A 20,087-nucleotide genomic window follows, 5' to 3' on the forward strand; every position below is an offset into this window, starting at 1 on the left:
TGTTCACCTTGAATGAAGCGTTTCATGGGCAGCCCTTGCGATGAAATCCGGGGCAATCATAGCAAGGGTTGGCTTTGGCGTTTTGACACACTCTGGGCCGTGCGCGGCTAACCCGGCATCCATGCCGGGTTGCCCACTGCGCAGAACCTCCACTCGGCCTCACGAGGGGGCGTGTACCGCAACAGCGTCCGAGGCGGCCTACCGGCCGGCCTGGTTCTGATGCGTGCGTGTTTCCCTGTAGGAGCTGTCGAGTGCAACGAGGCTGCGATCTTTTGATTTTTGACAATGTCGAAGGGTGCGGAAGATCAAGATCAAAAGATCGCAGCCTGCGGCAGCTCCTACAGGGGGAATGCATTTAGCCGAAAGAGATTGGTCGGCCATAAGGCCGCCTTCGCGAGCAAGCTCGCTCCCACAATGGGTCGGCCTACACCAACTGCTCTTCACCACTCAACAGGCCGAGCGTTAGCTCGCCTGCAGCTCTTGATCTTGATCCAACCGCCCCCTCGGAAGGCTGAGCGGAGGTGTTCATCCGGGGATTGGCGCGCAGCGCCGTTCGACGCAGTCGAACTCATTGCATGTAGGTCGAAGCGAAGCCGACCGGAGGGCAATGCCCCCGGATGAATACCGGAGCGAAGGAACCCCGAGCCTAGGCGAGGGGCCGTACGTTCGGGGCGAGCGTTTTTTGCTTACTTTTTTAGGCGCTTGTAAAAAAGTGAGTCGCCGTAAGGGCGAAACCGCCAGCCGTCGTTACCGCAGAAACGGATATGTACTCAATCAACCCATGACCCTGGTCGGCCCAAAGGCCGCCAAGGTCAACAACAGACTCAAGCCAAACTCTTGCTGACCACTTCAAACACATCACTGGACAACTGCCCCGAAGCCCGAATCCGCTCCAGCTCCCCCTTCATCAAAACCTGACGAGCACTGTCGTACTTGCGCCAGCGAGTCAAAGGCGCCAACTGGCGAGAAGCAATCTGCGGATTGAAGCCATTCAACTCGATCACCAGATCCGCCAGGAAGCGATACCCGGAACCGTCAGCGGCGTGGAAGTTGATCAGGTTCTGCCCGGCAAACGCACCGACCAGCGCCCGCACCTTGTTCGGGTTCTTGATGTTGAACGCCGGGTGCTGCATCAATGCCTTGGTCCGTGCCAGGCCACCAGGCAACACGCTGCCAGCCTGGACGCTGAACCACTGATCCATGACCAGCGGGTTGTCCTTGAAGTGTTCGGCGAAGCTGGCCAGTGCCTTGGCCTTCTCGGCTTCGAACGGTGAATTGACCAGCACAGCGAGTGCGGTCAGGCGCTCGGTCATGTTGTCGCACGCATCGAACTGCTCCAGCGTCGCCGCCAGAACTTCCGGCTTGCCGCTGAGCATCAGGTACGACAGCACGATGTTCTGCAAGGCACGACGGGCGAAATGCTCGGCTTCGGCCACATACGGAGTCTGCTTCGACAATTCGCGATTGGCCTGATAACGCTGCCACAGGCCTTCGAACAACGCACCGGCCAATTGCTTGCGAGCGAACTCACGGGCGGTGTGAATGGCTTCGACGTCCGCCACTTCGCTGATCTCGGTCAGGTACGCCTCGCTTGGCAGCGACAACATTTCGGCGACCATCGCCTGATCCAGCGACTCATCCGAGAGCACCGTGCGCAGCGCCGACACCATTCGCTGATCGAGCACAAGCGCTTCGCCCTTCTGCTGCTGGGCGATCAGCTCTTGCAACACCTGCACCGACAGTTGCTGGCCGGCATCCCAGCGGTTGAAGCCGTCGCTGTCGTGCTGCATCAGGAACATCAACTGGTCGCGGTTGTACGGGAAGCTCAGTTTCACCGGTGCCGAGAAGCCACGCAGCAACGACGGCAGCGTTTGTTCGGCGATGTCGACGAAGGTGAAGGTCTGTTCGGCTTCGGTCACGGAAATGACCCGCGAGGTGCCTTGCGCGGAGGCTTCCCCGGACAGACGCAGGGCAATCGCTGCCCCTTTGGAATCCAGCAGGCCCAGCTCGACCGGGATCACGAACGGCAGTTTTTCAACTTTGTCCGGGGTTTGCGGGCAGCTCTGGCGGAAGGTCAGGCTGTAGGTTTTCGCCGCCGCATCAAAGGACTCGCTCACCGCCAGACGTGGTGTACCGGCCTGGCTGTACCAACGCTTGAACTGGGTCAGGTCAACGCCATTGGCATCCTCCATGGCCTTGATGAAGTCATCGCAGGTCACGGCCTGGCCGTCGTGGCGTTCGAAGTACAGGTCGCTGCCTTTGCGGAAACCTTCGGCACCGAGCAAGGTGTGGATCATGCCGACCACTTCCGAGCCCTTCTCGTACACGGTCAGGGTGTAGAAGTTGGAAATCTCGATGAAGCTGTCCGGGCGCACGGCGTGGGCCATGGGGCCGGCGTCTTCGGCGAATTGGTGGGTGCGCAGGTAGGCCACGTCCTGGATGCGCTTGACCGTGGCCGAGTTCATGTCCGAGGAGAAACCGGCATCGCGGAACACGGTGAAGCCTTCCTTCAGCGAGAGCTGAAACCAGTCGCGGCAGGTCACGCGGTTGCCCGACCAGTTGTGGAAGTATTCGTGGGCGACAATCGCCTCGACCCGCTGGTGCGCGGCGTCGGTGGCGGTTTCGGCCTTGGCCAGCACGGCGCTGGAGTTGAAGATGTTGAGGCCCTTGTTTTCCATGGCGCCCATGTTGAAGTCATTCACGGCGACGATCATGAAGATGTCCAGGTCGTACTCGCGACCGTAGACCTCTTCGTCCCAGCGCATGGATTTCTTCAGGCTGTTCATGGCGTGCTGGCACTTGTCGATGTTTTCCGGCTCGACGTAAATGCGCAGCGCCACGTTGCGCTCGCTCAGGGTAGTGAAGCTGTCTTCGACGCACCACAGGTCACCGGCCACCAGCGCAAACAGGTACGCCGGTTTCTTGAACGGGTCTTCCCAGGTCGCCCAGTGCCGGCCGTCTTCACCGGGACCGGAGGCAATCGGGTTGCCGTTGGACAGCAGCACCGGATAGCTGTGTTGTTCGGCGACGACCGTGGTGGTGAAGGTGCTCATCACGTCCGGGCGGTCGAGGTAATAGGTGATCTTGCGAAAGCCTTCGGCCTCGCACTGGGTGCAGAACATCGTGCCGGACTTGTACAGGCCCTCCAGCGCGGTGTTGGTTTCCGGGTGGATCCTGACGCTGGTGTCGACCGTGAAGGTGGTGCTGGTCGGGTGCAGGGTCAGGTGATTCTCGGTCAGCTGATACTGCGCGGCAGAAAGCTCCTGGTCGGCCAGGGTGACCGCCAACAGCTCAAGCTGCTGGCCGTCGAGCACCAGCGGCGGCAGGCCCGGGCCACGCTCGGGGTTGCGGCGCATCACCAGTTGCGCATGGACCAGGCTGTGGTCCTCGTACAACTCGAAGGTCAGGTGCGTTTCGTCGATCAGGTACTCGGGCGCCTGATAGTCCTTGAGGTAGATCATCTTCGGTTGTTCGGTGCGCATGCTGGAGTCCTTACTGATGCACGGCGAGCTGGTAAGCCGTGTATTTACGAATATTGATCACGCCGGTGTCGAAGATCAGGTATTGACCCTTGACCCCCATCAGCGTGCCTTCGGCAATCGGGTTCTTGTCCAGGTTGAAGCTGACGATCTTCGCCGGGTACTGCTCGACCGGATAGCGAATTTCCAGCGGTTCGACATCGGTCACCGGCTGGATCGCCTGCAAGCCAAATCGCTGCTGCAACCCCAGCAAGCCTTCAGCGCAGCTGTCGAACAGCTGATCGCGGACTTCGGCCAGGTTCACCGCCGCCGCATCGCCCTTGAGCAAAGCACGCCAGTTGGTCTTGTCGGCCACCTGGCTGCGGAACAGATCCTCGACGAAACCGGACTGCTGACGGGTCGATACGCGCATGATCGGCAAGGCCTGGCTCGCACCCTGGTCGAGCCAGCGGGTCGGCAACTGGGTGGCACGGGTAATCCCGACTTTCACCCCCGACGAGTTGGCCAGATACACCACGTGATCAGTCATGCAAAACTTCTCGCCCCATTCCGGCTCGCGGCAGGTGCCGGCGTCGAAGTGGCAGCGTTCCGGGCTCATGATGCAGACGTCGCACTGGGCCAGTTTGGTCATGCACGGGTAGCAGTAGCCCTGGCTGAAACTGGTCTTGGTCTTGCGTCCGCAATGGATGCAGTGGATCGCACCCAGGTATTCCAGGCGAACCGTGGTGCCGATCAACGGATTGACCGGAACCTCGGTTTCGCCCAGACGAAATGCGTATTGCACGTTCGGCCCGTCCAGGCGCGCCGACATTTTGCTGATTGCACCGCGGCCAATCTCGATCAATGGATGGCATCCGACTTGAACAGGATGTTCGGCACTTCGATCGACTTCGAAGCGCATTCCTGCGGCCCCATGTAGCCGGTACGCTGGTCCTCTGGCAGGTTCTGGATTTCCCAGGCGATCATCGCCTGCAACGACAGCTCGCGTTGTTCGGCGGTGAGCTTGCCACCGTCGGACCATTTGCCGATTTCCACGGCCAGTTTCAGGCTCTCGTAGATATCGGAGGTGATGTTGTTGATCATTTCGTTAAAAGAGGACATTGAGTCTCCGTCTCTTCATTGCAGGTTCTGAATTAGGCGGCCAGTTTACGGCGGTTATACAAACCGCCCAACAAACCGCTGAAGCATCCGATGAGTAACCCGCTGACGTGGGCCGCGTTGGCGATTTCGCCGAAGCCGATCATCGACACCAGCCCGGACAGGCACAACAGCAACCACACCAGCATCATCACCAGCACACCTCGCGGCAGGCGATAAGCCCGGTTCGGCGCCAGCAACTGGAAGATCCAGCAATGCCCGAGCAGGCCGTACAGTACGCCGGACAAACCGCCGAACAAGGTCGGGCCGCTGAAGTGATACTGGGCGTAGTTGGACACCAGGCTGAACAGCAAGGTCAGGCCGATCAGGTTGATACTGCCCTGGCGCGACTCGATGCGCCGCCCCAGTTCCCAGTACCACATGCCGTTCATCGCCAGATGCAGGATGCCGAAGTGAATCAGCATCGGCGTGAACAGGCGCCACCACTGCCCCGCCGCCAGGCTGTCGGCCAGTGGCGTGAAGTGGAGGTACTCGCCGACCACGCGGAATTCGAGGAAGGTCAGCCAGCGCATCGTTTCAAGGTTGTCGCCGAGCAGGGTCACTGCACCGACAATCACGCTCAGCAACAGCACCAGCGCGGTGGCCCTGGCGTATTTCAATTGCTCGACGAACCCCGGGCGCTTGATGGTCTGCGCCAGCGGAATGTCCAATTGCTGATCGGGATCGCCCGCCGGAAACCGTTCGTACAACGCGCGCACGTCTTCACTGATGTTGTCTGGCACCCACAGCACTTGCTCGCCTGCCTCTTCACTGACCCGATGGGGCACTTGCATGCGCTTGAGCAAGGTGACGAACCCGCTCAAATCCACCGCCAAAGGCAGACGCAATACCGCTACAGCACTCATTGCAGCACCTCCGGCCGCTCGACATCGACCCAGACGAATTTATGCGGATCCAGGCGGGTTTCCTGATCCAGGCGATAGGCAACCAGCTTGCCGTACAGCACCGCGCTGTAATCCAGACAGGCCAGGTTCGGCCGAATCGGTGCCGGCTTGCCGCTGCGCCAGTAATGTCCGACGAACAACAACGGCTCATCGATGCCATAGCGCAGCAAACTGTTCTTTTCGGTGGACGTCAGCGGCGTCCGGGCCACGGGTTCCGGCAGTGCATCGGGCTGGAATACGATGTCGCCGTAGGTTTTCGGATCGTCTTCCCAGAACTTGGTGCGGAAGAACGAACGCACCAGCCCATCGCCGCTGGTCATGGTCAGGCCATGGGGCAAGCGCATGTCCGTGCCGCGCAGCAGCCGGTCGAACACGGTGCAGGCAAAAGATCCCGCCTGCGCCGAAGCCTGGAGAAAAGGCTCGTCGACGCAACCGTTGGGGAACAACGCCCGCAGCGGCTCGATCAGCCCGGCGTCCCAGCAGGCGTGGACCACGCGAAAACGCCCGGCATCGACGAACAATGGCAGCTTATAGAACCATTGCTGGAAGTCGTGCCAGTCACCCGGATGGTGTTCGAACTGGGTCAGGGTTTCATGCAGCAGGCGGGCATGGCGCGGCGTGTGCTCGCGCACGAATTGCTTGCCGCTGCCGGGTAGCGCCGGCGTGCTCCAGCCCAGCGCATTGAACTCGTGGTTGCCCATGATGCACAGCGCCTGACCGGCCTCGACCATGTCGTGGACGATATGCAGCGCCTCGCGAATCCGCGGGCCGCGATCGATGATATCGCCGACGAACACCGCCATGCGCGACGCGTGCCGCCAAACGCCACCTTGCTTGTGATAACCGAGTCGGTCGAGCAAGTGCTCCAGGGTCAGAGCGCAACCGTGCACGTCACCGATCAGGTCGTAGCTACGCGCGGGATCGAGCATCAGTCGCCTCCACCCCCCAACTTGCTGCCCCAGCCGAGCTTGGTCCGGCAAACTTCATAGTAGTTGTGGTCGAGCGGGTGAATCAGCCGCAGTTTCTGGGCTTTCTTGCTGACGGTAATGGTGTCGCCGGGCGCGCAGGTAAAGTGGTTCTGCCCGTCACACGAGACTTGCGGGTAAATCTGCATATCCTTGGACACGACGATTTTCAGCTCACTGTTGCCATCGACCACAATCGGTCTACCCGACAAGGTATGGGGGTACATCGGCACAATCACAATAGCGTCGAGCTTGGGATGCATGATCGGCCCGCCGGCAGACAATGCATACGCGGTGGAACCGGTCGGCGTGGCGACGATCAGGCCGTCGGCCTTCTGGCTGCAGACGAACTGGCCGTCGATGTACAGCTCGAATTCGATCATTCGCGTGGATTTGCCAGGGTGCAGCACCACATCGTTCAGTGCATCGCCCTGGCCGATGGCCTCGCCGTGGCGACGGACTTCGGCCTGCAACAGGAAGCGGTTTTCCACCAGATAGTGGCCATCCAGCACTTCGGCGACCTTGGTTTCCAGTTCATCGGGGCGAATGTCGGTCAGGAAACCCAGGCTGCCCCGGTTGATGCCGAGCACCGGAATATTGTGCCTGGCCAGCGCCCGGGCGGCACCGAGCAGACTGCCGTCACCACCGACCACAATGACCATGTCGCAGACTTCGCCGAGCATCTTGCGCGACGAGGTTTGCAAGCCGTGCCCTGGCAGCACTTCGGCGATGGTGTCTTCGAGGATCACGTGCAGGTGACGATCGAGCAGAAACCGTTTCAGTCGGCGGACGGTATCCAGCACCTGGGAACTGCCCAGGCGACCGATGATGCCGATATTGCGAAATTGCTCCATGGGGCTCCTGCGGGGATCTGCGTGGCGGCGAAAACCACGATTATGGGCGAAAGCCGCCCGTAGACAAAATCCTTTCAGCTTCAAGGGTGTGCCCCGGTTTCAGGCTATGCTCGCAAGATGATGCTATTTCCGGATTTGCTCCACCTGCCCCATCAGTTACGCCATCCCGAAGTGCGTGACCTGGCGTGGGTCATCCTCGCGCCGCCCATGCTGGACGATACCCCGTGGCCGCAACGCCACCCGCTGGCCGGCAGCGACTGGGTGCAGGCACCGCAACGGCTGGAGCATTGGCTGCTGCAACTGGACCGGGACAGTTATAGCTTGCTGCACTGGCTGGCCCAGGCCCGGACACGGCGTCTGGGCCTGTATTACGAACGCCTCTGGCAATTCGCCGTGCAGCATGCGCCCGGCATTGAACTGATTGCTGCCAATATGCCGATTCGCCGCGAGGGGCACACCCTGGGTGAACTGGACATGCTGCTGCGCGACCGAGACGGCGTGCATCACCTGGAACTGGCGATCAAGCTCTACCTCGGCCCGCAATCCGGCGACGGACACGACACCGCCCAGTGGCTGGGCCCGGGCTGCCACGACCGGCTCGACCGCAAACTGGCGCACCTGAGCCAGCATCAATTGCCGATTTCCGCGCGCCCCGAGAGCCGTGAGGTGCTGGCGGCGCTGGATATCCAGGCCTTCAGCGCGCATTTGTGGCTGGGGGGTTACCTGCTGTACCCGTGGCCCGGACAGGCCACCCCGCCGTCTGGCGCCCATCCGCAGCATTTGCGGGGTCGCTGGCTGCATCAAAAGGATTGGCCTGCATTGTTGGCCCAGAGCCCGCCCGGTCGCTGGCAACCCCTGCCCCGCCATGCCTGGCTGGCGCCGGCGCATTATTCGGCGGAGCACACCTGGAACCCCGGACAGATGCAGGCCTGGCTGGATGAACTGGACGCGTTGGCGCCGGCACAACTGCTGGTGCGTCTGACGGAAAATGCCAGCGGCGACTGGGAAGAGGCCGAACGGCTGTTTCTGGTGGCGGACCTTTGGCCGAACGTGCCGGGTAATGTCTGAGTATTATTGTGTCCGGGCTGGCCCCATCGCGAGCAAGCTCGCTCCCACATTGGATCTGAGCCGTATACACGTTGTGTAGCCAATGAAGATCCCTGTGGGAGCGAGCTTGCTCGCGATAGGGCCAGTCTGGTCTAAACGGACAACCTCGCCGAATCACATCACAAGCGAATCACATGCCCCTCCACAGGCGGGACCTGGCCATGGACCAAGCGGGAAATGACCCTTTGCGCCGCCTCGTAACCCTGACTTTCAATGACTTCCAGCAAAGGCTTTTCGCTCCCGGTCACTCGCTGGAAAAACCGCACCAACCCTTCGCCGATATGCTGGCTGACCCCTTCCGGCCCCCATTCGGCATTGCGCTTGCGGATCTGCACCGGGGCAAAGAAGAACACCGGTTGCGGCCCCTCGATGGCCGTCATCTGCGCTTCATCGGTACTGTGCGCAGAGCCAGCGAAGCAACTGTAGACCAGTTGCCCGGCAAAGTGCTGGTGGACCTGATCGCGTAGTCCCAGGTCGCCGGAAAAATCCACGTACAGCGTAGGACGGTCACCGGCGAGGTTGGCCAACTCGGCATAAGACACCACGTATTCGTAACAGCCGAGGTTTTCGACAAATGCTTTGTTGCCGGCGGACGTCAGCGCCACACGCTCCAGTTGCGGATGATTTTGCAGACACACGGCCGTGCCGTAGGCGGTTTTGCTGGACGCGCTGGAGAACACCAGGCGGGTCGCATCGAAAAACCGGTTGTCTTGCAGGAAGTCCGCCAGCATCGATGAAGTCAGAAATAGCGGCTTGAGCAGAATCTGCAGGTTTTCGGCTTCAGGGCTGTAGTACGCATCCCAACTGCAGCGCGTGTATTGGTTGTACGCCGAGGTCAGCCACGACCGGTGTTCGGCCCCATCGTAAAAGCCGCGCTCGGTGACCCGTTCCGGGCGCACCCACAGGTGGCTGGCCAGCGGAAAGTATCCGTAGAAACGTTCGCCCACCTCGATGCCATCCACCGTTGATGCAATGACGTCGGCAAACCCCCAAGCCGGAACGTGGCCCCAATCCACCAGGCCTGTAGGAAAGAAACCCCAGTAGTTCATTGAATCGCCATAAGCCGCGTACGTAATGTTGTTGGTGGTCAATGCGCAACGATCAATCTTCAAGATCACCTCGCCGGCTGCCGGGGTCAGGCTACGTTGCACCCGCTCTATCCGGCTCTGGTCCAGGGCATTTTTACGGGTAATCAGCCGTGTTACCGTGGTGGAATCTTGCATGTTCGATCTCCTGCTACGGCACAGTGGCGGGTCACTCAAGAGTAATCAAAGCCGATGAAGAGTGGGTTCGGAAATACCAAGGGCAGCTCGTCCACCCTCAATTCCCGCGCCAAGCCGCTGAAACGGCCGAGTCAGGCCCGGGCGATTTTCACCGTTGAGGCCATTTACGAGGCTTTTGTTCGGATTTGGCAGCGTGACGGCTGGTCAGGGCTGACCACCCGTGAAGTGGCATTGGAAGCCGGCGTGGCGATTGGCACGCTGTATGACTATTTCCCGAGCAAGAAAGCCCTGCTGTCGGGTTACATCCGGCGTCGCCTGGATGTATTGCTGGCGCAAATGGATCAAAACGTCATCCAGCCAACCGACCTGGACTGGCAAACTCGCATCAAGCGTCTTGTGTGCCTGACCTGCGACCCTGACGATGCCCGACAACCCCTGTTCAACCATGCCGTGTCGCTCATCGAGCATCAGATCGCCGAACCCAAGCATCATCGAAGGGTGTACGAGGAACTGTCGCAAAAATGGCGTGAAGCCTTTGCTGCTTGCTGCGATTTGCCGATGCAGCCATCAGCGCCGACTATTGAAGCCTGGGTGATCATGGCCTGGGGCGGTCGCCGCTATTGCGTCACGGCGCAACCGGCGGCGGAGCAAACTGCCGCCTGGCTGTCGGAAATTGAAACAATGATTTGTAGCCGGTTATCCAGCGCTTCGTAGGACAAAGCGCTGGCCAATGAATATCAAACCTTCTTGTGCTGCTCGACCCATTGCCCATAGGCATTGATGAAATTTTGCAGGAACGGCTTGACCGACTCGGACAACTTGCCCGCCTCGTCGAATGCCGAACCGGCGTTCCCCAGATAGGCCTCCGGCTGCTGCATCATCGGCACATTCAGAAACACCATGGATTGACGCAGGTTGTGATTGGCACCAAACCCGCCGACGGCCCCCGGCGAAGCACTGATAACGGCGCCGGGCTTGCCACTCCACGAACTCTTGCCATAAGGGCGAGAACCCACGTCAATCGCATTTTTCAGCGGCGCCGGCACCGATCGATTGTATTCCGGAGTCACGAACAGCACCGCGTCGGAAGAACTCACCTGTTGCCGGAAAGTGCTGTAGGCTGCCGGCGGTGAAGCGCCATCGATGTCTTCGTTATAGAGCGGCAGATCGCCAATTTCGACGATGTTGAGCTTGAGATTGGCCGGCGCCAGCTCTATCAGGGCCCGTGCGACCTTGCGGTTGATCGATTCCTTTCTCAAGCTGCCGACCAAGACGGCGATCGTATAGACGTTGCTCATGGGAGATTCTCGACTGTCCGATAGGAAGAGCTTGTAGTTATAGATGACGATTCAAGCAGTGGGCGACTGAAAACGCCGTCCCTGACTATTTTTTTCCTGTAGGAAAACTTACCTCGCTCAAGCACGGTCTACAGTGCCGCAAATTGAGTGATTTATCTCCAGAGGTTCTAAGCAGATGGCAGCAGTACTCGTCGGTCAGTTCCATGCAAGAGACGCGGAAGGCCGTATATATTCGGTGCACGAGTTCCAGGACTCCACCCCGGCGGTAGACGGTTCAGGCCCCGTCACCACCTACAAGCTGGCCATTGGCGACCGTGTCAACAAGGTCGACGACAATGATTTCATGCTGGTGCAAACCGGCGTAACCATTACCCGCGAACCGCAAACCGCCAGCGCTTCATAACCCGTCGTTATGAGCAGAAGTCATATGCGCGGACTTGGGGTAGGATTCAGCCACTGACTCCTCCACCTGCTGAACATGGACTTCACGCATGCGCTTACGCCATATCGAAGTGATCCAGGCGCTCTTGCAGACCGGTCACCTGGGCACCGCCGCCGAATGGCTGCAGTTGCCGGTGACCGAAGTCGAGCGCTTGCTGCGCGACGCCGAGGATCAGTTGGGTTTCATGCTGTTCGCCAGCGTTCGCGGACGATTGCAGGCCACCCGCGAAGCGCGGGAATTGCAGGCGGAAATTGCCCGGGTCTACGACGCGCTCGAACCGGTGCAGCGCCTGGCCAACAGCCTCAGGCAATACCTGGCGCCGCCGCTGCGCATCGTCTGCACCCCGCCTCTGGCTAACCAATTGTTACCACACAGCATCGCCGCCCTGCGCCGACGCCTGCCCGACGCACCTTGCACACTGCTGAGCCAGCCCACCCGCGACATCGTCAGAAGCCTGCTGCTGCGTGAAAGCGATCTGGGGCTGAGCCTGCACGACCCTGATCACGCCGACCTCGATTGCCAGGCGATTGCCCAGGGCAAACTTCAGTTGCTCGCACCCCATGGCTGGCTGCAACCGAAACAGAAATACATTTCACTGCAGGATCTGGCCGGTCAATCGATGATCGGACTGGAGGGGCACGACCCGCTGAGCCCGGCACTGGAAAACAAACTGCACGGTTTGCGCCCTGCCCCGGTGATTCAAACCCGGGTCCAGACGCATCAGATGATGCGCAGCATGGTCGAGGCCGGCGAGGGTCTGGCCATCGTCGACCCCTTCACCGCCCTCGGCGCCAAAGCCTCGGGGCTGGACGCCTGCCCGCTCGCGCCAGCCGTGCCGATCAGTCTCTACGCCTTGTCGCTGAAAAACGTCGAACCGTCTCCGGCGGTTCAGGCATTGTTGGCCATCGTCACGGAACAAGCCGCGGCGATGCTGACGAACTGAGCAGATTTTCCAACGGATTTTCGAACATTCGATACCAGAACAGCGCCACTTCGGCGGTGTTCGGATCGATGCCGCGATAGCGCAGATGGTCGATCCCGCCCATCACGTAACCGCAACGCTCATAGAGCCTGCAGGCCCCCAGGTTGTTGTTCTGGGTTTCGAGCATGATGCCCGGGAGCTTTTTCTTGCGGCTCCAGAATTGCGCCACATCCAGCAAGGCCTTGGCCACACCGTGCCGTCGGGCCGGTGCATGCACCGCCAGTTCGTCGATATGGGCAAAGCCGTTCCAGTTGGTGCTGACCACCAGATGCCCCACGGGCTGGTCATCCAGATAGGCCATGAAAATCGCGCTGTCGGCGGCATCGCGAAAGCTGCTGAATTCCTCGGGGTCGATGCCGTAGCACTTGCGATAAGGCGTGATCGGGGTGACCGGCCACTGTGCCACCGGCTTGCCTATTTCGGCCGCACCGTAGGCCGCGACTTCAAAACTGAAATCACTGCCCCAGATATAGGCGGCAAAACCCTCGTCGGCAACCCGTACCGACAACCCTGGGAAATTCGGATTTATAACCGGCTGCATACTGGGAAAGGTCCTCATTCCTTGATGCAATCGACGGTGTAGCACCGTCCACTGCCCTGATCTTCGTGTTGCAATCCGTGCACATCAGCAACGAACCCCGGAAAACTGCTATCGAACGTGCGGGCAAACGCCAGGTAATCGATGATCGAGCGGGTCGACTCGGTAAAGCGCTCGCCCGGCATGATCAGCGGAATGCCAGGTGGATACGGCACCAGCATCACCGCCGCGATCCGCCCGGCCAGCGCATCGATCGACACGGCTTCGACTTCACCCCGCACCAATTGATCATAGGCGTCCGCCGGCTTCATCGCGACTTCCGGCAGTACGGTGTACATGCGCTTGAGGTGCCTGGCGGTGGCATTGCTGCGATAACAGGCATGCAACTGATCGCACAGATCACGCAAGCCCATGCCCTGATAGCGCGCGACATTCTCTTGCGCCACGCAAGGCAGGCAACTGGCCAGACTGACGTTGGCGTCATAGCTGCGCTTGAACTCCAGCAATTCGGTGAGCAGCGTGCTCCACTTGCCTTTGGTGATACCCATGGAAAACAACACCAGGAACGAATACAGCCCGGTCTTCTCGACAACCAGGCCGCGCTCCCAAAGGAACTTGCTGACCACCGCCGCCGGAATCCCGTGCTCGCTGAGGGCGCCACCGGCCGTCAGCCCCGGCATCACCAGCGTGACCTTGATCGGGTCGAGCAGCACATAATCTTCGGTCACGCCGCCAAAGCCATGCCAGTCGGCATCGGGTTGCAGCAACCAGTCCTCGGTGACGACCCGCTCGATGCCTTCCGCCGACGGCGGTTGCCAGATCGAAAACCACCAGTCATCCGCGGCAATGTGCTGTCGCAAGTTAGCCAGCGCCCGGCGAAAACTCAGGGCTTCGTCGAACATTTCCTGCAACAGCGAACGCCCGGCCGGCCCTTCCATCATCGCCGAAGCCACATCCAGCGAGGCGATGATGCCGTACTGCGGCGAGGTCGAGATGTGCATCATGAACGCTTCGTTGAAGCGATCCCGGTCCAGTTGCCGAGCGCCGCCATCGCGCACGTGAATCATCGACGCCTGACTGAAAGCCGCCAGCAACTTGTGGGTGGAATGGGTGGTAAACACCAACGGGCTGTCTTCATCACGGGACGTGCCCATGCCGTAGCGCCCGGCAAAAAACTCATGAAACGCCGCATAGGCGTACCAGGCCTCGTCGAAGTGCAGCACCTCGACGCTATTGCCCAGTTGCTGCCTGATCAGCTCGGCGTTGTAGCAGAGGCCGTCATAGGTCGAATTGGTCACCACCGCGAGCTTGACCTTCGGTGCACGGCCCTTGGTCAGCGGACTGGCGTCGATCTTGGCCTGGATCGATTCGCGGCTGAACTCGCTCAGGGGAATCGGACCGATGATCCCCAGCTCATTACGCTCCGGACACAAGTACAGCGGGATCGCGCCGGTCATGATGATCGAGTGCAGCACCGACTTGTGGCAATTGCGATCCACCAGCACCAGGTCATCGCGGGCGACCACCGAGTGCCAGACAATCTTGTTGGCCGTGGAGGTGCCATTGATCACGAAAAAGGTGTGATCGGCGCCGAAATTTCGTGCTGCACGGGCCTCGGCTTCAGCCAGGGGACCGGTGTGGTCGAGTAAAGAACCGAGCTCCGGCACCGACACCGAAAGGTCCGAGCGCAGGGTGTTTTCCCCAAAAAACTGGTGAAACGCCTGCCCGACCGGACTCTTGTGATACGCCACGCCACCGCCGTGACCGGGGGTGTGCCAGGAATAGTTGGAATCCGCGGTGTGTTGCACCAAAGCCTTGAAAAATGGCGGCAACAGTCCATCGAGGTATTTGCGCGCGGCGCGGGCCACCTGTCGGGCGAGAAAGGGCACGGTGTCTTCAAACAGGTAAAGAATGCCGCGCAACTGATTGAGCTCGGCCATGGCATCGGCAGGCGCGTTTTCCAGGGTCACTGTTTCGCCCAGGGCGAAGATCGGCAGATCCGGTGCACGCACCCGCGCCAGACCAATCAGTTCGGCCATGTTTTGCAACAAATGGGAATGCGCGCTGGCGTCCTCAGAGGCAATCAACATGCAGGACAGGCCATGGTAAGTCGACGCCACCAGTCGTCCTTCGGTGTAGTCCACCGCCGAAACGACACTGAACCCTTCCTGCTCCAGCTCCCGGGCAATCCCCCGCACGCGGTCGCCGGCAACGCTGTCAGACTTGATGTCGCGATGGACAATCAGGACCGGGAATTTCAAATCTTTATACATGAGGCTCAGTGTCCTGAGGCGGCAGACCAGAGCCTGCCAATTACCTCAGGGTAGAGTGTTGCAGCGGATGTGGCGAGCGTCGCGCCCTGAAATGGGTCATCGGATGCATGCCAGCGGCGCGGCTATTCGAAGATCAAAAGATCGCAGCCTCGTTTCACTCGACAGCTCCTACAAGGGAATGTGTAACCCTGTAGGAGCTGTCGAGTGAAACGAGGCTGCGATCCTTTCGAAACATCTACGCCTGCGCCTCAGCCTCAGCCAACTGCACCCACAACGCCGGAGCGCCAGCGGATTTGCCGATGATTTCCAGGCGCGCCGCGTGGCGGGCCAGGTCGTCTTCGCTGGCGCGGATGATGCGCGTCGGCTGGCGATCTGCTGGTAAACGGCGGATCTCGGTGGCCGAATTGTCCACCCCTTCACCGGAGCCATTGCCATCGGAGGCGTTACCGGCCAGGGAGAGACTGGTCTGCCCGCCGGTCATGGTCAGGTAGACGTCGGCGAGAATCTCGGAGTCGAGCAAGGCGCCGTGCAGTTCACGGCCGGAGTTGTCGACGCCATAGCGCTTGCACAATGCGTCGAGGCTGTTGCGCTGCCCCGGGTGACGCTCCCGGGCCATCATCAGGGTGTCGAGGATCGAGCAGTGCTGCGTGATGTCCGCGCGGTCCTGCTGCCCCATCAGGGCGAATTCGTTGTTGATGAAGCCAACGTCGAACGCCGCGTTATGGATGATCAGCTGCGCGCCCTTGATGAACTCGAAGAACTCTTCGGCCACTTCGGCAAAACGCGGCTTGCCCACGAGGAATTCGTTGGTGATGCCGTGGACGCCGATGGCGCCCTCGTCACTCTCGCGGTCCGGTTGCAGGTACACGTGAAAGTGCCGGCCCGTCAGGCGTCGGCCGATCAACTCGACACAACCGATTTCGATAATCCGGTGGCCGTCGGTCACCGGCATGCCGGTGGTTTCGGTGTCGAGTACAACGGATCTGGTGGCCATCAGTGCTCAGCTCTCAATCGGTATTCGGGCAAAAGCCGCGATATTAACACGGTCCCCGTAGGAGCTGCCGCAGGCTGCGATCTTTTGATCTGGCTTTTGATTTTCTGCGGCCTAAAAAAGATCAAGATCAAAAGATCGCAGCCTGCGGCAGCTCCTACACGGATCGTCATCAGGCTTGCTTGTACCCACGCACTTCATCGACGCCACGGTTGGCCAACTGGTCGGCCCGTTCGTTGCCGTGATGGCCAATGTGCCCGCGCACCCATTTCCAGGTGACCTTGTGGCGGTTGACCTGCTCGTCGAGCAACTTCCACAGGTCAGCGTTTTTCACCGGTTCCTTCGCCGCGGTTTTCCAGCCGCGCTTCTTCCAGTTGTCCATCCACTCGTTGATGCCTTTCATCACGTACTGGGAGTCGGTCACCAGCAGCACCTCGCAGGGACGCTTGAGTTCTTCCAGGCCACGGATTGCACCCATCAGTTCCATGCGGTTGTTGGTGGTATTGGCTTCGCCGCCCCAGAGTTCCTTTTCGACGCCCTTGCACACCAGCAGTGCGCCCCAGCCGCCAGGGCCAGGGTTGCCCTTGCAGGCGCCGTCGGTGAACAGTTCTACGCTATCGCTCATGCCAATCTATCCAGAAAATGCACTGGCCCGCCGATCGCTGATCGACGACGCCAGAAGCCGGGACAGGCCCGGCCGCAAATGAAAAGTGTGTATTACGGTTCGATGTTGCGACGGTTGACCTTGGCCATCGGCAAAGGAATCAACTTGCCCTTCGGCTCGCGCCGCTCCTGACGGACCGGTCGCAGGCCCACCACGATCTTGCGCGCCACCAATAAATAGAAGCCGCCGCCCGACAATTGCCAGTCACCGGCCTTGCGCTCCCAACCGGCCAGTCGGGTCTGCCACGCCGGTGACGCAAGCGGCGGACGATAGCACCCGAAGCGGCGTTTCTCCAGCGCGAAGCCCAGCAGGTTCAGCCAGTCCGCGACCCGTGACGGCGAAATGCAGCGTGCCTTGCGCAACGCATCCTGGGCAAACACATGCCGCAGACCCCAAGTGCTCCAGGGATTGATGCCGATGATCAGCAAATGCCCGCCGGGCCGTACGCTGCTGGCCGCCTCGCGAAGCAAACCATGGGGCGACAGGCAGAAATCCAGACCATGCTGCAGCACCACCACATCGGCAGCATGTTCGCTCAACGGCCAGGCCTGTTCCTCGCAGACGATCTCGACCCCCGGCAACGGCGCGCCAAGGCGCACATTGCGCTGCACCTGCGGCGCTGACGGCGGGGTCTGGGCCGAGGGGCCGTAATGCACCAGATAGCCACCAAAGAACCGCCCGAGCTCGTCTTCGAGCATGCGCCGCTCTTCGTCCAGCAGAAATTGCCCGATCGGACCTGCCAGCCACTCGCGGGCCGCGCTGATCAACGCGAGCCAGTCAGGATCAGCCTGTGCGAACGCTTTATCAGTCATTGCATTCTCCAACACGCCAGGAAGTTCTAAGATGCGCTATTGTTTTCCGCTTGGCGAATCCGACGATGATACAGATCACTGCCCTGCCCGCCTTTACCGACAACTACATCTGGTTGTTACAAGACCGCGACACCAAGCGCTGCGCGGTCGTCGATCCGGGTGATGCCGCCCCGGTACAAGCCTGGCTCGCGGCCAATCCAGGTTGGGTACTGAGTGATATTTTGATCACTCACCACCATCATGACCACGTCGGCGGCGTCGAATTGCTGAAGAAAGCGACAAGCGCGAAGGTCTCTGGCCCGGCCAGCGAAAAGATCCCGGCGCGGGACGTTGCGCTCAAAGACAACGACAAGGTCAGCGTGCTCGGCCTGGACTTCGATATCTTCGCGGTCCCCGGCCACACCCTGGGGCATATCGCCTATTACCATCACGGCTTGCTGTTCTGCGGCGACACACTGTTTGCCGCCGGCTGCGGACGCTTGTTCGAAGGCACTCCACAGCAAATGTACAGCTCGCTGACACGCCTCGCCGGGTTGCCGGACGATACGCTGGTCTACTGCACCCACGAATACACCCTCAGCAACCTGAAGTTTGCCGCGGCCGTCGAACCGAACAACCCGGACACCGCCGAACGCCTGGCCAAAGTCACCCGCCAACGGGAATCCGGGATCATGACGCTGCCGTCGACACTGGCACTGGAAAAGCTCACAAACCCGTTTTTGCGCTCCGGTGAAACATCCGTTAAAGAAAAAGCGGACGAACGGACCGGCACCGATAACTCGGTGCCCGATATGGTTTTTGCTGCTCTTCGAGCGTGGAAAGACACGTTCTAAAGGGATCTCACAAGGTTGCAACAATTCTGAAAGGTTGACCGCGCAGGGTGCGCTTTCTAGAATCGCCCGACATTTTTGCCCGGAACTTACTTCCAGCCAATGTCGTCACCTATTCGCAAAGCCATCAGTTCAGACGCATTGACCCGCTTGGCTCAAGCCATCGCGGTGGCTGTGTCCGCCACCCTGGCGGGCTGTTCCAGCCATGCGCCGCAGACCGATGCGGCGTACGCGCAGAACATCGCCGCGCGCGCCAAGCAGAAGCCGGTCTGGCTCAGCGAAAAACCCAGCCCGCAAATTCCCCAGGACGTCTGGGAGCGTATGCGCCAGGGCTTCCAGTTGCAGGACGGGCTGGGCGTCAACCCGCGCATCGAGCAACAACGCCTTTGGTTCGCCAGCAATCCATCTTTCCTCGAAAACGCCGGCGAACGTGGCAGCTTATACATTCATTACATCGTCGAACGCCTTGAAGAGCGCAACATGCCGCTGGAACTGGCACTGCTGCCAGTGATTGAAAGCGCCTACAACCCGATGGCCTATTCCCGGGCCGACGCGGTGGGTCTTTGGCAGTTCATCCCCTCCACCGGGCGTTACTTCAACCTGCGTCAAACCCGTTTCTATGATGGCCGTCGCGATATCACCGCGTCGACCACCGCCGCGCTGGATTACCTGACCCGCCTGCACGACATGTTCAACGGCGACTGGATGCTGGCCCTGGCGGCCTACAACGCCGGCGAAGGCACCGTCAGCCGGGCCATCGAGCGCAACGAACGCCTCGGCCTGCCGACCGACTACTGGAACCTGCCGCTGCCTTCCGAAACCCAGGCCTACGTGCCGAAGTTGCTGGCACTGTCGCAGGTGGTGATGGCGCCGGAAGCCTACGGCGTGAACCTCAACCCGATCGCCAACGAACCTTACTTCAAGGTCGTCGAAATCAACCAGCGCATGGACCTGTCCAAGGTTGCTGAAGTCGCCAACATCGACGAAGACGAACTGTTCCAGCTCAACCCGGCCTTCAAGCAGCGCACCACCATCGACGGTCCGCAGCACCTGTTGGTGCCGACTTCCAAGGCGCAACTGCTGACCAGCAGCCTGCAAACCATGCGCCCTGAAGAGTTGATCAGCAAGAAATCGCTCAAGCCGGTCTTCGAAGGTGCCGACGATACCCAGGTCGCCAGCGTCAAGCGTTCCTACCGGGTCAAACGGGGTGACAACCTCGGCTCCATCGCCAAGGCCAACAACGTTGACGTGCAGGACCTGCAACGCTGGAACAAACTGACCGGCAAGAACCTCAAGCCCGGCCAGACCCTCGTCATGCAGGACAACAGCAAACGCAGTTCCGGGCGCGTCAACACCGTGATTGCGGCGAATACCAGGAAGCAGCAGACCACGTACAAGGTCCAGCAAGGCGATTCGCTGTACATCGTGGCCAAGCGCTTCAACGTGGAGATGCAGCACCTCAAGCGCTGGAACCCGCGTGTCGGCCAGGCGCTGAAGCCTGGTCAGATGTTGACGGTGGCCAATCCGCACTAAAACTGTAGGAGCAGCCGGTCGACGCTCGATTGCTCGCGAAAGTCTCCAACGATA

Annotated in this window: 19 protein-coding genes; 6 read left to right on the forward strand and 13 right to left on the reverse strand. The window is 60.4% G+C overall.

Annotated features, from left to right (window positions below):
- Positions 1 to 824 precede the first annotated feature (824 nt).
- The 6 genes from pepN to AC1DKH_RS26490 are packed head-to-tail and all read right to left on the reverse strand — an operon-like array spanning position 825 to position 7,340.
- Positions 825 to 3,482 (reverse strand): aminopeptidase N, encoded by a 2,658-nt coding sequence (pepN, locus tag AC1DKH_RS26465; RefSeq protein ID WP_477799790.1) that lies wholly within the window; start codon positions 3,480 to 3,482, stop codon positions 825 to 827.
- Between the two features lie 10 nt (positions 3,483 to 3,492).
- On the reverse strand, positions 3,493 to 4,323 hold the full coding sequence (locus AC1DKH_RS26470; RefSeq protein ID WP_477799823.1) for a DUF2797 domain-containing protein: 831 nt from the start codon (positions 4,321 to 4,323) through the stop codon (positions 3,493 to 3,495).
- Positions 4,320 to 4,580 carry a YeaC family protein gene (locus tag AC1DKH_RS26475; RefSeq protein ID WP_477755643.1) on the reverse strand — a complete coding sequence of 87 codons (261 nt, stop codon included), beginning with the start codon at positions 4,578 to 4,580 and terminating at the stop codon, positions 4,320 to 4,322. Before AC1DKH_RS26475 ends, AC1DKH_RS26470 begins: the two co-directional genes overlap by 4 nt.
- 32 nt (positions 4,581 to 4,612) lie before the next feature.
- Positions 4,613 to 5,482: a rhomboid family intramembrane serine protease gene (locus tag AC1DKH_RS26480; RefSeq protein WP_477799791.1), complete on the reverse strand. Its 870-nt coding sequence runs from the start codon at positions 5,480 to 5,482 to the stop codon at positions 4,613 to 4,615.
- Positions 5,479 to 6,450 carry a metallophosphoesterase gene (locus AC1DKH_RS26485; protein ID WP_477799792.1) on the reverse strand — a complete coding sequence of 324 codons (972 nt, stop codon included), beginning with the start codon at positions 6,448 to 6,450 and terminating at the stop codon, positions 5,479 to 5,481. The genes AC1DKH_RS26480 and AC1DKH_RS26485 overlap by 4 nt, the downstream gene beginning before the upstream one ends.
- A complete protein-coding gene (locus AC1DKH_RS26490) occupies positions 6,450 to 7,340 on the reverse strand; it encodes an NAD(+) kinase (protein ID WP_057398469.1) in 891 nt (296 codons plus the stop codon). Before AC1DKH_RS26490 ends, AC1DKH_RS26485 begins: the two co-directional genes overlap by 1 nt.
- A 117-nt stretch (positions 7,341 to 7,457) precedes the next feature.
- Between AC1DKH_RS26490 and AC1DKH_RS26495 the strand changes: the two genes are divergently transcribed.
- On the forward strand, positions 7,458 to 8,408 hold the full coding sequence (locus tag AC1DKH_RS26495; protein ID WP_477799793.1) for a DUF1853 family protein: 951 nt from the start codon (positions 7,458 to 7,460) through the stop codon (positions 8,406 to 8,408).
- Between the two features lie 158 nt (positions 8,409 to 8,566).
- On the opposite strand, the gene AC1DKH_RS26500 is transcribed toward AC1DKH_RS26495, so the two are convergent.
- Positions 8,567 to 9,670 (reverse strand): DUF2855 family protein, encoded by a 1,104-nt coding sequence (locus AC1DKH_RS26500; RefSeq protein WP_477799794.1) that lies wholly within the window; start codon positions 9,668 to 9,670, stop codon positions 8,567 to 8,569.
- A 54-nt stretch (positions 9,671 to 9,724) separates the two neighbouring features.
- Here AC1DKH_RS26500 and AC1DKH_RS26505 point away from each other — a divergent pair, with 54 nt between their 5' ends.
- The gene (locus tag AC1DKH_RS26505; protein WP_477799795.1) at positions 9,725 to 10,384 is read left to right on the forward strand and encodes a TetR/AcrR family transcriptional regulator; all 660 of its coding nucleotides are present in this window, start codon (positions 9,725 to 9,727) and stop codon (positions 10,382 to 10,384) included.
- Positions 10,385 to 10,407: 23 nt separating this feature from the next.
- On the opposite strand, the gene AC1DKH_RS26510 is transcribed toward AC1DKH_RS26505, so the two are convergent.
- A complete protein-coding gene (locus AC1DKH_RS26510; RefSeq protein WP_477799796.1) occupies positions 10,408 to 10,968 on the reverse strand; it encodes an NADPH-dependent FMN reductase in 561 nt (186 codons plus the stop codon).
- 175 nt (positions 10,969 to 11,143) lie between these two features.
- Here AC1DKH_RS26510 and AC1DKH_RS26515 point away from each other — a divergent pair, with 175 nt between their 5' ends.
- Positions 11,144 to 11,371: a hypothetical protein gene (locus AC1DKH_RS26515; RefSeq protein WP_477799797.1), complete on the forward strand. Its 228-nt coding sequence runs from the start codon at positions 11,144 to 11,146 to the stop codon at positions 11,369 to 11,371.
- An 88-nt stretch (positions 11,372 to 11,459) separates the two neighbouring features.
- Positions 11,460 to 12,353, forward strand: coding sequence for a LysR substrate-binding domain-containing protein (locus AC1DKH_RS26520; RefSeq protein ID WP_477799798.1), 894 nt, complete (start codon positions 11,460 to 11,462; stop codon positions 12,351 to 12,353).
- Here the strand turns inward: AC1DKH_RS26520 and AC1DKH_RS26525 are convergent.
- The 5 genes from AC1DKH_RS26525 to AC1DKH_RS26545 all read right to left on the reverse strand — a co-directional run bounded on the left by AC1DKH_RS26525 (position 12,319) and on the right by AC1DKH_RS26545 (position 17,670).
- Positions 12,319 to 12,933, reverse strand: coding sequence for a GNAT family N-acetyltransferase (locus tag AC1DKH_RS26525; RefSeq protein WP_477755456.1), 615 nt, complete (start codon positions 12,931 to 12,933; stop codon positions 12,319 to 12,321). The two genes, AC1DKH_RS26520 and AC1DKH_RS26525, sit on opposite strands and share 35 nt — an antisense overlap.
- A 14-nt stretch (positions 12,934 to 12,947) precedes the next feature.
- Positions 12,948 to 15,203: an Orn/Lys/Arg family decarboxylase gene (locus AC1DKH_RS26530; protein WP_477799799.1), complete on the reverse strand. Its 2,256-nt coding sequence runs from the start codon at positions 15,201 to 15,203 to the stop codon at positions 12,948 to 12,950.
- 235 nt (positions 15,204 to 15,438) lie between these two features.
- Complete coding sequence (gene dnaQ, locus AC1DKH_RS26535; RefSeq protein WP_477799800.1) at positions 15,439 to 16,197, reverse strand: DNA polymerase III subunit epsilon; 759 nt, start codon at positions 16,195 to 16,197, stop codon at positions 15,439 to 15,441.
- Positions 16,198 to 16,366: 169 nt separating this feature from the next.
- Entirely contained in the window at positions 16,367 to 16,819 is a 453-nt protein-coding gene (gene rnhA, locus AC1DKH_RS26540; RefSeq protein ID WP_060540496.1) for a ribonuclease HI, read from the reverse strand.
- A 92-nt stretch (positions 16,820 to 16,911) separates the two neighbouring features.
- Positions 16,912 to 17,670: a class I SAM-dependent methyltransferase gene (locus AC1DKH_RS26545; protein ID WP_477755453.1), complete on the reverse strand. Its 759-nt coding sequence runs from the start codon at positions 17,668 to 17,670 to the stop codon at positions 16,912 to 16,914.
- Positions 17,671 to 17,735: 65 nt separating this feature from the next.
- Between AC1DKH_RS26545 and gloB the strand changes: the two genes are divergently transcribed.
- The gene (gene gloB / locus AC1DKH_RS26550) at positions 17,736 to 18,503 is read left to right on the forward strand and encodes a hydroxyacylglutathione hydrolase (RefSeq protein ID WP_477760277.1); all 768 of its coding nucleotides are present in this window, start codon (positions 17,736 to 17,738) and stop codon (positions 18,501 to 18,503) included.
- 99 nt (positions 18,504 to 18,602) lie between these two features.
- Positions 18,603 to 20,033, forward strand: a complete 1,431-nt coding sequence (locus AC1DKH_RS26555) for a transglycosylase SLT domain-containing protein (protein ID WP_477799801.1) — start codon at positions 18,603 to 18,605, stop codon at positions 20,031 to 20,033.
- Positions 20,034 to 20,087 lie beyond the last annotated feature (54 nt).

The sequence above is a fragment of the Pseudomonas sp. 05L36 genome (assembly GCF_056398125.1).

Excerpts from the sequence above, each read along its gene's own strand:
- pepN (WP_477799790.1), bottom strand. The coding sequence starts at position 3,482 with ATGCGCACCGAACAACCGAAGATGATCTACCTCAAGGACTATCAGGCG.
- AC1DKH_RS26475 (WP_477755643.1), bottom strand. The coding sequence starts at position 4,580 with ATGTCCTCTTTTAACGAAATGATCAACAACATCACCTCCGATATCTAC.
- AC1DKH_RS26480 (WP_477799791.1), bottom strand. The coding sequence starts at position 5,482 with ATGAGTGCTGTAGCGGTATTGCGTCTGCCTTTGGCGGTGGATTTGAGC.
- AC1DKH_RS26485 (WP_477799792.1), bottom strand. The coding sequence starts at position 6,450 with ATGCTCGATCCCGCGCGTAGCTACGACCTGATCGGTGACGTGCACGGT.
- AC1DKH_RS26490 (WP_057398469.1), bottom strand. The coding sequence starts at position 7,340 with ATGGAGCAATTTCGCAATATCGGCATCATCGGTCGCCTGGGCAGTTCC.
- AC1DKH_RS26495 (WP_477799793.1), top strand. The coding sequence starts at position 7,458 with ATGATGCTATTTCCGGATTTGCTCCACCTGCCCCATCAGTTACGCCAT.
- AC1DKH_RS26500 (WP_477799794.1), bottom strand. The coding sequence starts at position 9,670 with ATGCAAGATTCCACCACGGTAACACGGCTGATTACCCGTAAAAATGCC.
- AC1DKH_RS26505 (WP_477799795.1), top strand. The coding sequence starts at position 9,725 with ATGAAGAGTGGGTTCGGAAATACCAAGGGCAGCTCGTCCACCCTCAAT.
- AC1DKH_RS26510 (WP_477799796.1), bottom strand. The coding sequence starts at position 10,968 with ATGAGCAACGTCTATACGATCGCCGTCTTGGTCGGCAGCTTGAGAAAG.
- AC1DKH_RS26515 (WP_477799797.1), top strand. The coding sequence starts at position 11,144 with ATGGCAGCAGTACTCGTCGGTCAGTTCCATGCAAGAGACGCGGAAGGC.
- AC1DKH_RS26520 (WP_477799798.1), top strand. The coding sequence starts at position 11,460 with ATGCGCTTACGCCATATCGAAGTGATCCAGGCGCTCTTGCAGACCGGT.
- AC1DKH_RS26525 (WP_477755456.1), bottom strand. The coding sequence starts at position 12,933 with ATGCAGCCGGTTATAAATCCGAATTTCCCAGGGTTGTCGGTACGGGTT.
- AC1DKH_RS26530 (WP_477799799.1), bottom strand. The coding sequence starts at position 15,203 with ATGTATAAAGATTTGAAATTCCCGGTCCTGATTGTCCATCGCGACATC.
- dnaQ (WP_477799800.1), bottom strand. The coding sequence starts at position 16,197 with ATGGCCACCAGATCCGTTGTACTCGACACCGAAACCACCGGCATGCCG.
- rnhA (WP_060540496.1), bottom strand. The coding sequence starts at position 16,819 with ATGAGCGATAGCGTAGAACTGTTCACCGACGGCGCCTGCAAGGGCAAC.
- AC1DKH_RS26545 (WP_477755453.1), bottom strand. The coding sequence starts at position 17,670 with ATGACTGATAAAGCGTTCGCACAGGCTGATCCTGACTGGCTCGCGTTG.
- gloB (WP_477760277.1), top strand. The coding sequence starts at position 17,736 with ATGATACAGATCACTGCCCTGCCCGCCTTTACCGACAACTACATCTGG.
- AC1DKH_RS26555 (WP_477799801.1), top strand. The coding sequence starts at position 18,603 with ATGTCGTCACCTATTCGCAAAGCCATCAGTTCAGACGCATTGACCCGC.